At 71.6% G+C, this 13,605-nt stretch carries 11 protein-coding genes and 1 pseudogene; 9 read left to right on the forward strand and 3 right to left on the reverse strand.

Annotation, left to right across the window (positions count from 1 at the left end; translation table 11 throughout):
* Positions 1-64 precede the first annotated feature (64 nt).
* Positions 65-649 (reverse strand): NADAR family protein, encoded by a 585-nt coding sequence (locus G3I53_RS10630; RefSeq protein WP_164333994.1) that lies wholly within the window; start codon positions 647-649, stop codon positions 65-67.
* 233 nt (positions 650-882) lie between these two features.
* On the opposite strand from G3I53_RS10630, the gene G3I53_RS10635 reads away from it, so the two are divergent.
* The 8 genes from G3I53_RS10635 to G3I53_RS10670 all read left to right on the forward strand — a co-directional run bounded on the left by G3I53_RS10635 (position 883) and on the right by G3I53_RS10670 (position 10,595).
* A complete protein-coding gene (locus G3I53_RS10635) occupies positions 883-2,418 on the forward strand; it encodes a gamma-aminobutyraldehyde dehydrogenase (protein ID WP_164333995.1) in 1,536 nt (511 codons plus the stop codon).
* 49 nt (positions 2,419-2,467) lie between these two features.
* The gene (locus G3I53_RS10640; protein WP_164333996.1) at positions 2,468-3,715 is read left to right on the forward strand and encodes a spermidine/putrescine ABC transporter substrate-binding protein; all 1,248 of its coding nucleotides are present in this window, start codon (positions 2,468-2,470) and stop codon (positions 3,713-3,715) included.
* 4 nt (positions 3,716-3,719) lie between these two features.
* On the forward strand, positions 3,720-4,886 hold the full coding sequence (locus tag G3I53_RS10645; protein ID WP_164333997.1) for an ABC transporter ATP-binding protein: 1,167 nt from the start codon (positions 3,720-3,722) through the stop codon (positions 4,884-4,886).
* Positions 4,886-5,809: an ABC transporter permease gene (locus G3I53_RS10650; RefSeq protein WP_164333998.1), complete on the forward strand. Its 924-nt coding sequence runs from the start codon at positions 4,886-4,888 to the stop codon at positions 5,807-5,809. The genes G3I53_RS10645 and G3I53_RS10650 overlap by 1 nt, the downstream gene beginning before the upstream one ends.
* A 2-nt stretch (positions 5,810-5,811) precedes the next feature.
* The gene (locus G3I53_RS10655) at positions 5,812-6,612 is read left to right on the forward strand and encodes an ABC transporter permease (protein ID WP_164333999.1); all 801 of its coding nucleotides are present in this window, start codon (positions 5,812-5,814) and stop codon (positions 6,610-6,612) included.
* Positions 6,613-6,665: 53 nt separating this feature from the next.
* Complete coding sequence (locus G3I53_RS10660; protein ID WP_164334000.1) at positions 6,666-8,084, forward strand: FAD-dependent oxidoreductase; 1,419 nt, start codon at positions 6,666-6,668, stop codon at positions 8,082-8,084.
* A gap of 141 nt (positions 8,085-8,225) precedes the next feature.
* The gene (locus tag G3I53_RS10665) at positions 8,226-8,693 is read left to right on the forward strand and encodes a hypothetical protein (protein ID WP_164334001.1); all 468 of its coding nucleotides are present in this window, start codon (positions 8,226-8,228) and stop codon (positions 8,691-8,693) included.
* Between the two features lie 87 nt (positions 8,694-8,780).
* The gene (locus G3I53_RS10670) at positions 8,781-10,595 is read left to right on the forward strand and encodes a glycoside hydrolase family 18 protein (protein ID WP_164334002.1); all 1,815 of its coding nucleotides are present in this window, start codon (positions 8,781-8,783) and stop codon (positions 10,593-10,595) included.
* Here G3I53_RS10670 and G3I53_RS10675 read toward each other — a convergent pair.
* Together G3I53_RS10675 and gabT are read right to left on the reverse strand one after the other, a co-directional pair.
* Entirely contained in the window at positions 10,534-11,172 is a 639-nt protein-coding gene (locus G3I53_RS10675) for a phosphatase PAP2 family protein (protein ID WP_164334003.1), read from the reverse strand. The genes G3I53_RS10670 and G3I53_RS10675 overlap by 62 nt on opposite strands.
* Before the next feature lie 447 nt (positions 11,173-11,619).
* Positions 11,620-12,954: a 4-aminobutyrate--2-oxoglutarate transaminase gene (gene gabT / locus G3I53_RS10680; protein ID WP_164334004.1), complete on the reverse strand. Its 1,335-nt coding sequence runs from the start codon at positions 12,952-12,954 to the stop codon at positions 11,620-11,622.
* Between the two features lie 260 nt (positions 12,955-13,214).
* Here gabT and G3I53_RS10685 point away from each other — a divergent pair.
* Positions 13,215-13,605 (forward strand): annotated as a pseudogene (locus G3I53_RS10685) (ATP-binding protein); the annotation flags it as partial.

The raw sequence follows: 13,605 nt of genomic DNA on the forward strand, positions 1-13,605 counted from the left end.
CCCGTGGCCGTCGGTCCGGCGCGCGGCGGGCCCGGGGCCGGGTCCCCGGGAACACGTCGCCGGGTCAGCCCGCGCGCAGCCGGTCCCGGGCCGCCATCAGCGCGAAGCCCAGCAGGTTCTCACCCCGCCAGCGCTCCGGATCGCCCGCCCGCTCGTCGTCTCCGGCCAGCCCGATGCCCCAGATCCGGTCCAGCGGACTCGCCTCGACCAGCACTCTCCCGCCGGCTCCGGCCGCGCCCGTGCCCAGCAGGAACGACCGCAGCCCGGGGTCGGAGGCGAACTTGTGCACATTGCCCTCGACGACGAGCCCGAAGCGCTCCCGCGCCCACACCGCCTCGTCGAACCCCCGCACCCGGCGGCCCTCCTTCTGGGCCTGCGCCGGATGGTCCGCGGCCAGGATCCGCCGCTCCGCCTCCCGGTCACCGAACAGGCGCGCCTTCCCGGCCATCATCCAGTGCTCCGCCGTCGCGTACCGCACGCCGTCCACGGTGAACGGCGACGGCCACCACTGGCTGAGACAGCTCGCCCCGATCCGCCCGTCGGGCAGCGGCCGGTGCCTCCAGAAGTGCAGGTACTTCACGCTCGCGCCGCCGCGCAGCGCCTCGATCAGTTCCCGTCGGGAGCCGATCGTCCCCGTCGTCCCGTGCATCGCCGCCCCCCCATGGCCGTGTGTCCGCTTTCGTGCACGTGATTCTGGCAGTCACCACGGACACTGCGTACGGCCTTTTCCGCAGTCGCTAGACACCTGGTCGACAGATTCCGTCGCGTAACCAAAAGGCAACAACGGAATCACTTGTTGGAGTGCGGTTGCTCTGTCAGGATCGGCACTCAAATCGAGCTGGAGCCACGCCGCCCCCTCTCGGGGACACGGAGGAGAGCGACATGCACAACCCGGGCCACGCCACCCCGGAACGATTTCCGGCCCAGGACCGCTACGCGGACGGCGCGCAGTTCATCGCCGGACGCCTCACCCGGGGCACGTCCGGCCGCACGCACGCGGTCGTCGACCCCGCCACCGGCACCGAGGTCCTGACGTACGAACTGGCCGGCACCGACGACGTCGACGCGGCCGTCGCCGCCGCGCGCGCGGCGTTCCCCGGCTGGGCCGGTGCCACCCCCGGCGAACGGTCCGACGCGATGCACCGCTTCGCGGCCGTGGTCGCCGACCGCGCCGAGGAGTTCGCGCGGGCCGAGTCCCTGCAGTGCGGCAAGCCGCTGAAGCTGAGCCGCGAGTTCGACGTGCCGGGCACCATCGACAACATCGCCTACTTCGCCGGCGCCGCCCGCCACCTCCAGGGCCAGTCGGCCGGGGAGTACTCCGGCGACCACACCTCCTACGTCCGCCGCGAACCCATCGGCGTCGTCGGTTCCATCGCCCCCTGGAACTACCCCCTCCAGATGGCCGCCTGGAAGATCCTCCCGGCGATCGCCGCGGGCAACACCATCGTGCTCAAGCCCGCCGAGCTGACCCCGCTGACCTCGCTGCTCTTCGCGCAGGCCGCCACCGACGCCGGCCTCCCGGACGGCGTGATCAACATCGTCACCGGCACCGGCAAGGAGGCCGGGGAGCACCTGGTGAGCCACCCCGACGTGGCCATGACCTCCTTCACCGGCTCCACCGCCGTCGGCAGGCGGGTCGCCGAACTCGCCACCGCCACCGTCAAGCGCATCCACCTCGAACTCGGCGGCAAGGCCCCCTTCGTCGTGTTCGACGACGCCGACCTCGACGCCGTCGTCAACGGCGCGGTCGCCGGGGCCCTCATCAACACCGGCCAGGACTGCACCGCCGCCACCCGCGCCTACGTGCAGCGCCCCCTCTACGAGGAGTTCGTCGAACGGACGGCCGCGCTGATGGAGTCGGTACGGCTCGGCGATCCCTTCGCCCCCGGCACCGACCTCGGCCCGCTGATCTCGCACGCCCAGCGCGAGCGGGTGGCCGGATTCGTCGACCGGGCGCGCGCCTACGCGCGCGTGGTGACCGGTGGCGAGACGCCCCTGGGCGAACTGGAGAAGGGCGCGTACTATCGGCCCACTCTCGTCGCCGACGCACCCCAGGACAGCGAGATCGTGCAGTCGGAGATCTTCGGCCCGGTCCTGGTGGTCCTGCCGTTCGACAGCGACGACGAGGGCCTCGCGCTGGCCAACGACACCCCCTACGGGCTCGCCGCCTCCGCCTGGAGCCGGGACGTGTACCGGACGGGACGGGCCACGCGCGAGATCAAGGCGGGGTGCGTGTGGATCAACGACCACATCCCGATCATCAGCGAGATGCCGCACGGCGGCTACAAGGCGTCCGGCTTCGGCAAGGACATGTCCGCGTACTCCTTCGAGGAGTACACCCAGATCAAGCACGTCATGTTCGACAACACGGCGGTGGTCCGCAAGGACTGGCACCGCACCGTCTTCGGGGACCGATAGCAGCCTGGCCGCCCGACCCGCGGCCACCTCCCGAAAGGGCACCACGCGCATGGAGCAGTACGAGCCCGACCGCCTTTCCCCGGCCCAGGTGGCCGCCATGCGGCGCAGCTTCCGCAACGGCCGGGCGGCCCTGACCCGCCGGTCCCTGCTGCGCGCCTCCGCCGGCGGCGCGCTGGCGATCGGCGGCGCCGGGGCGCTCAGCGCCTGCGGCATCCCCGCGGCCGGAAACACCGAGGGCGGCGTCTCGGCGGAGGACCACTCCGCGAAGGAGAAGAGCGTCAGCTTCTCCAACTGGACCGAGTACATGGACGTCGACGACAGCGGGCGGAACCACCCGACGCTGGACGCGTTCACCCGGCGCACCGGCATCAAGGTCAAGTACACCGAGGACATCAACGACAACACCGAGTTCTTCGGGAAGATCAAGCCGCAGATGGCCGCGGGCCAGGACACCGGGCGCGACATCATCGTGCTCACCGACTGGCTGGCCGCCCGCCTGATCCGGCTCGGCTGGGTGCAGAAGCTGGACCCCGCGAACCTGCCGAACGCCTTCACCAACCTGTCGGCGCAGTTCCGCAACCCCGACTGGGACCCCGGACGCGCCTACTCCTACCCCTGGCAGGGCATCTCCACCGTCCTCGCCTACAACAAGAAGGCACTCGACGGCATCGAGGTGAAGACCCTCTCCGACCTGCTGGACAACCCGAAGCTGAAGGGCCGGGTCGGTCTGCTCACCGAGATGCGCGACACCGTCGGGATGACGCTGCTCGACATGGGCAAGGACCCGGGGAAGTTCACCGCCGACGACTACGACGGGGCGATCGCGCGGCTGCAGAAGGCCGTGGACAAGAGCCAGATCCGCCGCTTCACCGGCAACGACTACACCGCCGACCTCACCAAGGGCGACATCGCCGCCTGCCTGGCCTGGGCCGGGGACATCGTCCAGCTCCAGGCGGACAACCCCGACATCGAGTTCCTGATCCCCGACAGCGGCTACCTGACGTCCAGCGACAACATGCTGATCCCGAACAAGGCCCGCCACAAGACCAACGCCGAACGGCTCATCGACTACTACTTCGAGCCGAAACCGGCCGCCGAACTCGCCGCCTACATCAACTTCGTCTGCCCGGTCGAGGGAGTGAAGGACGAGCTCGCCCAGCTGGACGAGGACGCGGCGAACAACCCGCTGATCCTCCCCGACAAGGCCATGCAGGCCAAGTCCCGTGCCTTCCGCTCGCTGAGCTCCGAGGAAGAGACGGCGTTCGAAGAGAAGTTCGCGAAGCTGACTGGGGCGTGACGAGATGAAGACCACCGACGACACCACGGCCCACGGCGGCGACGTCCGCCTCACCGGCATCAGCAAGACCTACGGCGCCTTCACCGCCGTGCACCCGCTCGACCTGACCGTCCCGCAGGGCTCCTTCTTCGCCCTGCTCGGCGCGTCCGGCTGCGGCAAGACCACCACCCTGCGGATGATCGCCGGCCTGGAGGAGCCCTCGGCGGGCACCGTCCACCTCGGAGACCAGGACGTCACGGCGCTCCCGCCGTACAAGCGCCCGGTGAACACGGTCTTCCAGTCCTACGCGCTCTTCCCGCACCTCGACATCTTCGAGAACGTCGCCTTCGGCCTGCGCCGGCGCGGCATCAAAAGCGTGAAGAAGCAGGTCGAGGAGATGCTGGAGCTGGTCCAGCTCGGCGAGCAGGCCCGCAAGAAGCCGCACCAGCTCTCCGGCGGCCAGCAGCAGCGCGTCGCGGTCGCCCGCGCCCTGATCAACCACCCCAGGGTGCTGCTGCTCGACGAACCGCTGGGCGCCCTCGACCTGAAGCTGCGCCGCCAGATGCAGCTGGAACTCAAGCGGATCCAGACCGAGGTCGGCATCACCTTCGTGCACGTCACGCACGACCAGGAGGAGGCCATGACCATGGCCGACACGGTGGCCGTGATGAACGCCGGCCGGGTCGAGCAGCTGGGCCCGCCCACCGAGCTGTACGAGAACCCGCGGACCACCTTCGTCGCCAACTTCCTCGGCACCTCCAACTTCATCGAGGCCGAGGTCGACTCGCGCAGCGGCGAGGACATCGTGCTGAAGGCGGGCGGCGGCAAGCTGGTCCTGCCCCGGGCCCGCAGCAGCGCGGCCACCACGGCCGGCGGGAAGGTGCTGGTGGGGGTGCGTCCGGAGAAGATCTCCCTCACCCACGCCGACGACGCCGGGGAGATACCCGAGGGCCGCAACCGCATCACCGGCCGGATCGCCGACTCCAGCTTCATCGGCGTCTCCACGCAGTTCGTCGTCGACAGCCCCGTCTGCACCGACTTCGAGGTCTACGTGCAGAACATCGACCGCGACGCCCGGCTGGTGCCCGGCGCCGAGGTGGTCCTGCACTGGAACCCGGCCCACACCTTCGGCCTGGACGCCGCCCAGGACATCGACGCCGGGGTGGAGACCGTCGAGGAAGAGGTCGCCTGATGGCCGCGGTCACCGAGGCGCCACCGGTGGCGCCCGCCCCCGAACGGAAACCGCCCCGCAAACGGGGCCGCTGGACGCCGTACCTGCTCCTGCTGCCCGGGCTGCTGTGGCTGGTCGTCTTCTTCGCCCTGCCGCTGATCTACCAGGCGTCGACGTCCGTCCAGACCGGCTCCCTGGAGGAGGGCTACCGGGTCACCTGGCACTTCGCCACCTACTGGGACGCCCTGTCCGAGTACTGGCCGCAGTTCGTCCGCTCCGTCGCCTACGCGGCCTCGGCGACCGTGCTGTGCCTGCTGCTGGGCTACCCGCTGGCGTACCTGATCGCCTTCCGCGCGGGACGCTGGCGGAACCTGATCATGATCCTGGTGATCGCGCCGTTCTTCACCAGCTTCCTGATCCGCACCCTCGCCTGGAAGACGATCCTCGCCGACGGCGGACCGGTGGTCGGCGCCCTGGACGCGCTGCACGTCCTGGACGTCACCGCCTGGCTCGGCTGGACGGCCGGCGACCGGGTGCTCGCCACCCCGCTGGCGGTCGTCTGCGGTCTGACGTACAACTTCCTGCCGTTCATGATCCTGCCGCTGTACACCTCGCTGGAGCGCATCGACCCCCGCCTGCACGAGGCGGCGAACGACCTCTACGCGAAGCCCTCCACGACCTTCCGCAAGGTCACCTTCCCGCTGTCGATGCCGGGCGTGGTCTCCGGCACGCTGCTGACCTTCATCCCGGCGACCGGCGACTACATCAACGCGGACCTCCTCGGCTCGACCGAGACCCGCATGGTCGGCAACGTCATCCAGTCCCAATTCCTGCGGATCCTCGACTATCCGACGGCCGCGGCCCTCTCCTTCATCCTGATGGCCGCGATCCTCTTCATGGTCACCTTCTACATCCGCAGGTCCGGCACGGAGGATCTGGTTTAACAATGGCCTTCGTCACCTGGCTCAAGCGCCATCTCGTCGTGATCGCGGGACTGCTCACCCTCGCGTACCTGCTGCTGCCCAACGTCGTCGTCACCGTCTTCTCCTTCAACAACCCCAAGGGACGCTTCAACTACGAGTGGCAGGAGTTCTCCACGGACGCCTGGCGGGACCCGTGCGGGGTCTCCGGCATGTGCGGCTCGCTGTCGCTCAGCCTCCAGATCGCGCTGTGGGCGACCCTCGGAGCGACCCTGCTCGGCACGCTGATCGCCTTCGCCCTGGTCCGGTACCGGTTCCGGGCCCGGGGCGCGGTCAACTCGCTGATCTTCCTGCCGATGGCGATGCCCGAGGTCGTCATGGCGGCCTCGCTGCTGACCCTGTTCCTCAACATGGGGGCGCAGCTCGGCTTCTGGACGATCCTCATCGCCCACATCATGTTCTGCCTCAGCTTCGTCGTGGTCGCCGTCAAGGCGCGCGTGATGTCGATGGACCCGAGGCTGGAACAGGCCGCCCAGGACCTGTACGCCGGACCCTTCCAGACGTTCTGGCGGATCACGCTGCCGATCGCCGCCCCCGGCATCGCGGCCGGCGCACTGCTCGCCTTCGCCCTGTCCTTCGACGACTTCATCATCACCAACTTCAACGCCGGCTCGACCGTCACCTTCCCGATGTTCGTCTGGGGCTCCGCCCAGCGCGGCACACCCGTGCAGATCAACGTCATCGGGACGGCCATGTTCGTCGTCGCCGTCCTGCTGGTGCTTCTGTCGATGGCGGTCGGCAACCGCCGCAAGCGGCAGAAGGCGTGACCGCCGCACCGGCGTCAGCAGGAACACCGCACCACTCGTAGGGAGTTGACATCATGGCCCCAGCCGCCATGAGCCGTTGGACACAGTCCCTCTCCGAGGCCCGGCCGGCCGCGTACTGGCTGGACGACCCCGGCCGGCCGGACCCCGAGCCCGCCCTCACCGGCACCGAGACCTGCGACCTGCTGGTCGTCGGCGGCGGCTACAGCGGGCTGTGGACCGCGCTGCTCGCCAAGGAGCGCGACCCCGGCCGGGACGTGGTGCTGCTGGAGGGCCGCGAGGTGGGGTGGGCCGCCTCCGGCCGCAACGGCGGGTTCTGCGCCGCCTCCCTCACCCACGGCCTGCCCAACGGCCTGACCCGCTGGCCGGACGAGATCCACCGCCTGGAGGAACTGGGCGCCCGCAACCTCGACGCCATCGAGGAGACGGTCGCCCGGTACGCCATCGACTGCGACTTCGAACGCACCGGTGAGCTCGACGTCGCCACCGCGCCCTACCAGGCCCGCGAACTGCGCGCCTGGTACGAGGAGATCGACCGGGCGGGCCTCGCCGACGGCATCGAGTTCCTGGACACCGACGCGGTACGGGAACAGGTCGACTCGCCCACCTTCCACGCCGGGCTCTGGGACCGGCGGGGCGTGGCGATGCTGCACCCGGCCAGGCTGGCCTGGGGCCTTAAGCGCGCCTGCCTGGCCCTCGGGGTCCGCGTGTACGAGCACACGCCCGCCCTCGACCTGAGGCAGGCCGGCGCCGGCATGGGCGTGCGCACCCCGTACGGACGGGTCCGCGCCCGCCGGGTCGCGCTCGGCACCAACGTGTTCCCCAGCCTGGTGCGCCGGGTCCGCCCGTACACCGTTCCGGTCTACGACTACGCCCTGATGACCGAGCCCCTGACCGAAGCCCAACTGGCGTCGATCGGCTGGAAGAACCGGCAGGGTCTCGGCGACAGCGCCAACCAGTTCCACTACTTCCGCCTGTCCGCCGACAACCGGATCCTGTGGGGCGGCTACGACGCCGTCTACCCCTACGGCGGCCGGGTCCGCGCCGAGTACGACGACCGGCCGGAGACCTACGCGCGGCTCGCCGGGCACTTCTTCACCTGCTTCCCGCAGCTGGAGGGCCTGCGCTTCACCCACGCCTGGGGCGGCGCCATCGACACCTGCTCCCGCTTCTCCGCGTTCTTCGGCACCGCCCACGCGGGCCGGGTCGCCTACGCCGCCGGGTACACCGGCCTCGGCGTCGGCGCCACCCGCTTCGGCGCCGAGGTGATGCTGGACCTGCTGGCGGGGGAGCGCACCGAACGCACCGAGCTGGAGATGGTGCGCAGGAAGCCGCTGCCCTTCCCGCCGGAGCCGTTCGCCTGGGCGGGCATCGCGCTCACCAAGTGGTCGCTCGCCCGCGCGGACGCCACCGAGGGCCGCCGGAACCTGTGGCTGCGCGCGATGGACCGGGTGGGGCTGGGGTTCGACAGCTGAACCGCGCCCCGGCCGACCGGCGTCCTCCCGCTGTGACGCGGTTCACCCCAACGGGTCGGCGGGACCCGCGTAATGCCCGCCGTGGATCCCCCTCTCCCTCGTGACGCGCTCCGCGTCGACGAGTGAGAGGGAGGTCTCTTCATGGCTGGTGTGAGGACCGCGGTCGCCTGGCTGGCGTCGGTCGCGCCCGATCCCGAGTCCTGTCTGCGGGACTGGGAGCGCAATCCGCTGGGGGTGGCCCTGCTGCCCGCGGGCCGGGGCTGGGACGTGCTCATCCTGCCGGGCCGGCTGGGCCGGCCGACCCTGGACGTGCTGTCCCGGGTGCTGGACCAGCCCGGCCCGGTGCTCGCGGACTTCGGCGACGCGCGCACCGGTTTCCTGGTGCCGCCGGGCACCGCCGCGCGCTGGCTCGGCACCGGGGTCCGCACGGCGGGCGCGGGGACCTGGATCGTCGTGCCGCACCCGGAGCGGATGGCGGCCGGCGGGATCCGCTGGCTGATCCCGCCGGACGGGTCCGGCACGCTCACCGACCCGGCCCTGCTGGAGCTGGCGATGCACGAGGCGGCGGCCGGACTCGCGGGGGAGGAGCGGGAGGCGGACGACGGGTGATCCGCGCGAGGGGTTGACAAGCGAATTGGTCTGGACCAAGTTGGGCGCGCTCCACCCTCCCCATCTCCCCCATGTCCGGAGGCACTTGTGGAACGCACCAGACCCCTCGCCCGTCGCCCCCTGCTCGCGCTGCTCACCGTCGCGGCCCTCGCCGCGTCCGGCACGACCGTGCTGTCGTCGGCCGCCCGTGCGGCCGACGCGGACCTCGTGCGCAACGGCGGCTTCGAATCCGGCCTCGACCACTGGACCTGCACCGCCGGAGAGACCGTCACCTCCCCGGTCCGCAGCGGCGGCGCCGCGCTCCGGGCGACCCCGTCCGGCGCGGACCACGCCCGCTGCTCCCAGACCGTCACCGTGCGGCCCGACTCCACCTACACGCTCACCGGCCACGTCCGCGGCTCCTACGTGTACCTGGGGGCGAGCGGCACCGGCACCACCGACGTCTCCACCTGGACCCAGTCCGCCTCCGACTGGCAGCGGCTCACCACCACCTTCCGCACCGGCCCCGCCACCACCCGGGTCACCCTCTACACCCACGGCTGGTACGGCACCGGCGCCTACCACGCCGACGACCTCACCCTCGTCGGCCCCGGCGGCGAGACCGGTCAGCCGCCCGCGCCCCCCACCGGCCTTAGGACCGGGACGGTCACCGCCACGAGCGTGGCCCTGTCCTGGTCACCCGTCCCCGGCGCCACCAGCTACGCGGTCCACCGCGACGGCACCCGGATCCGCACCGTGGACGGCACCTCCACCACCGTCACCGGACTGACCCCCGCCACCGCCTACGCCTTCCAGGTCACCGCCCTCAACGACGCGGGGGAGTCCGCCCGTTCGGCCACCGTCACCGCCACGACCGCCGACCCCGGCCCCGGCGGCGGCCCCTCCGACCTGCCGGAGCACGCCCTGGTCGGCTACCTGCACGCCGGCTTCGCCAACGGCTCCGGCTACACCCGCCTCGCCGACGTCCCGGACAGCTGGGACGTCATCGACCTCGCCTTCGGCGAGCCCACGTCGGTGACCTCCGGAGACATCCGCTTCGAGCGCTGCCCGCGGACGGAGTGCCCGGGCGTGGAGAGCGACGCCGAGTTCAAGGCCGCGATCCGCGACAAGCAGGCGGCGGGCAAGAAGGTGCTGATCTCCATCGGCGGCCAGAACGGCCAGGTGCGGCTCACCACGGCCGCCGCCCGCGACACCTTCGTCTCCTCCGTCTCGAAGATCATCGACGAGTACGGCCTCGACGGCCTCGACATCGACTTCGAGGGCCACTCCCTCTCCCTCGACGCCGGCGACACCGACTTCCGGAACCCGACCACACCGGTGATCGTCCACCTCATCTCGGCGCTCAAGACCCTGAAAGCCACGTACGGCGACGACTTCGTGCTGACCATGGCGCCGGAGACCTTCTTCGTCCAGCTCGGCTACCAGTTCTACGGACCGGGCCCGTGGGGCGGCCAGGACCCCAGGGCGGGCGCCTACCTCCCCGTGATCCACGCCCTGCGCGACGACCTCACCCTGCTGCACGTCCAGGACTACAACTCCGGCCCGATCATGGGCCTCGACAACCAGTACCACTCCATGGGCGGCGCCGACTTCCACATCGCCATGACCGACATGCTGCTCACCGGCTTCCCGGTCGCCGGCAACGCGGAGAACGTCTTCCCGCCGCTGCGCGCCGACCAGGTCGCCATCGGCATGCCCGCCACCGTCAACGCCGGCAACGGCCACGTGTCCCCGGCCGAGGTCACCAAGACCCTCGACTGCCTGACCCGGAAGGCGCAGTGCGGCTCCTACGCCACCCACGGCACCTGGCCCGACCTGCGCGGACTGATGACCTGGTCGATCAACTGGGACCGGTTCGGGGGCTGGGAGTTCCAGCGGACGTTCGACGGCTACTTCCGCTGAGCAGCCGGGACAGGCCCAGCAGCAGCACCGCGCCCAGGCACCAGGACGCCACCACGTCCAGCGGCCAGTGGTAGCCCCGGCGCACCAGCCCGTAGGAGGCGCCCAGCACGAGGGCCCCGCACAGCAGCACCAGACCGCGCCGGACGGCCGCCCGGCGCAGCAGCGGAAGGAGGAGCACCGCCACCGCCCCGTACGCCACGACGGCGGTGGCGGTGTGCCCGGACGGGTAGTAGCCGACCGCCGGGGGCACCGCCGGGGTGCCGGGGCGGTCGGTCCACGCCTTCAGCGGGGCGACCAGCACCGGCACCAGGACCATCGCACCGGCCGCCGCGGCGGGCGGCAGCCACCAGCGGTCCAGACCACGCGCCCGCCCGTGCCACGCGGCACCGGCCAGCGCCAGGGCCAGGACCGGCACGGCCACCTCGACGTTGCCGAGGTCGGCGAGCAGTTCGGAGGCCCGGTCCGGAGCGACGAGAGCACGGCTCAGCCGCTCGTCGACGCCCACCAGCGGCCCGTCGGCGACGACCTGCCAGGTGATCAGCGCGAACAGCAGCAGGGGCAGGGCGAGCGGCAGCATGCGGCACAGCCTGGCAGGAACACCGAAGGGCCGGCGCAAGGGGGGGAGTGCGTCGGCCCTTCGGTGAACCGCCGACCCGGAAGTCCGGGACGACCGTCCGGACCGGAACGCCGCGCGCCCCGGGGGGTGTGGGGCGGGCGACCGTCCGATCGTGAGGAGACCCGAAGCTCAGGGCCCCGGTTGTGTGCGCGAGGGCACGACCAGGTCGAAGCTGGGGAGGCCCCGTCCTGTGCCGCCCATGGTGTCCCGTGGGCGGGGTGTGTCTCTCATCCGGTGAGAACCTACGGCAGGCGGCGGGCCCGCGACAGGGGAACGGCCGCCCTGTCATCCACCCCGCACACCTTCTTCACACCCTCTGCCGCCCGCGGCCGACGGTGCGGTCGCGGGCGGCCGGCCTGCTCCGACGGGTGTTCGGCGAGCAGGCGTCCGTGGGTGCTCCGGGGCGGCTCAGATCCGGGCGAACGCCTGCTCGATGATGTCCAGGCCCTCGTTCAGCAGGTCCTCGCCGATCACCAGCGGGGGCAGGAAACGCAGCACGTTGCCATAGGTGCCACAGGTCAGGACCAGCAGGCCCTCCTGGTGGCACGCCTTGGCCAGCGCGGCCGTCGCCTCCGGGTTCGGCTCCTTGGTGGCGCGGTCCTTGACCAGCTCGATGGCGATCATCGCGCCGCGTCCGCGGACGTCACCGATGATGTCGAACTTCTCCGCCATGGCGCCCAGGCGGGCCTTCATGACGCCCTCGATCGCCTTCGCCCTGGCGTTGAGGTCCAGCTCCTTCATCGTCTCGATGGCGCCCAGCGCACCCGCGCAGGCCACCGGGTTGCCGCCGTAGGTGCCGCCCAGGCCGCCGGAGTGCGCGGCGTCCATGATCTCGGCGCGGCCGGTGACGGCGGCGAGCGGCAGGCCGCCCGCGATGCCCTTGGCGGTGGTGATCAGGTCCGGGACGATGCCCTCGTCCTCGCAGGCGAACCACTGGCCGGTGCGGCAGAAGCCGGACTGGATCTCGTCGGCGACGAAGACGATGCCGTTGTCGGTGGCGAACTTGCTGATCGCCGGCAGGAAGCCCTTCGCCGGCTCGATGAAGCCGCCCTCGCCGAGCACCGGCTCGATGATGACCGCGGCCACGTTCTCCGCCCCGACCTGCTTGGAGATCTGGTCGATGGCCTGCGCGGCGGCCTCCGGGCCGGCGTTCTCCGCACCCGTCGGCCAGCGGTAGCCGTAGGCCACCGGCACCCGGTACACCTCGGGCGCGAACGGGCCGAAGCCGTGCTTGTACGGCATGTTCTTCGCGGTCAGCGCCATCGTGAGGTTGGTGCGCCCGTGGTAGCCGTGGTCGAAGACCACGACCGCCTGGCGCTTGGTGTACGCACGCGCGATCTTGACGGCGTTCTCCACGGCCTCGGCACCGCTGTTGAACAGCGCCGACTTCTTGGCGTGGTCGCCCGGGGTCAGCTCGGCCAGCGCCTCGGCGACGGCCACGTACCCCTCGTACGGGGTGACCATGAAACAGGTGTGCGTGAAGTCGGCGAGCTGGGCCGAGGCGCGGCGGACGACGGCCTCGGCGGAGGCGCCGACGGAGGTCACGGCGATGCCGGAACCGAAGTCGATCAGCCGGTTGCCGTCGACGTCCTCGATGATCCCGCCGCTCGCCCGCGCGGTGAACACGGGCAGCACCGAGCCCACGCCCTGCGCGACCGCGGCGGTACGGCGGGCCTGCAGCTCCTGCGACTTCGGGCCGGGGATGGCTGTGACGACGCGGCGCTCCTGCGGAAGTGCGGTCATGCGGGGCTCCTGGGGGTGAAGACGGACGCTTTCCTCTTTTCTCGCAGGCTAGGGCGGCCACCGGGGGCTGGGCATGCTCCATGTGGGCGTTGTCCGGGGGGCCGGGTTGTCCGCGGTGGACATAGCGCGCCGGGGGCTCCCGCGCGGGCGCGGAATCCCCGTAAGCGGCCGGACCCGGCCGCGTAGCCGTGAACTCGCCCTGCCGGGGCGTTAGATTGGCTCGCTGACGGTGACGGAGCGGCTGGTCAGGGGGCAGGGCGATGGACAGCGACGGGACCCGGGACGCGCGGGGCACGCACGCGAACCCCGTACCGCGCCCGGCGGGCCCCCCGGACATGCCATCGGCGCCCCCGCGGCCCGCCCGCGCACCGGGGGTTCCACCGCTGCCGGACGGGTCGGCGTTCCTGGCCTGGCTGCGCACGCCCCGGCCGGAGGCCCTGCCGGGCGTGTGGCGGTTCGGGCACCGGCCGCGGCCCGAGGAGGAGCCGGAGCGGGTGCCGGGGCGGCAGCTGCTGAGCGGCGCCCTGATCGCCTTCCTCGTCGGCTGGCTGGTCTGGTCGCTGCTGTGGAACGGCTACCTGGGCAGCTGGTGGGTGCTGCCGCTGGACGCCATGACGGCCTCCTGGACGGAACCGAACTCGTACAGCCGCG

It is taken from the genome of Streptomyces sp. SID14436, assembly GCF_010548465.1.
In the GTDB taxonomy this organism is placed as follows: domain Bacteria; phylum Actinomycetota; class Actinomycetes; order Streptomycetales; family Streptomycetaceae; genus Streptomyces.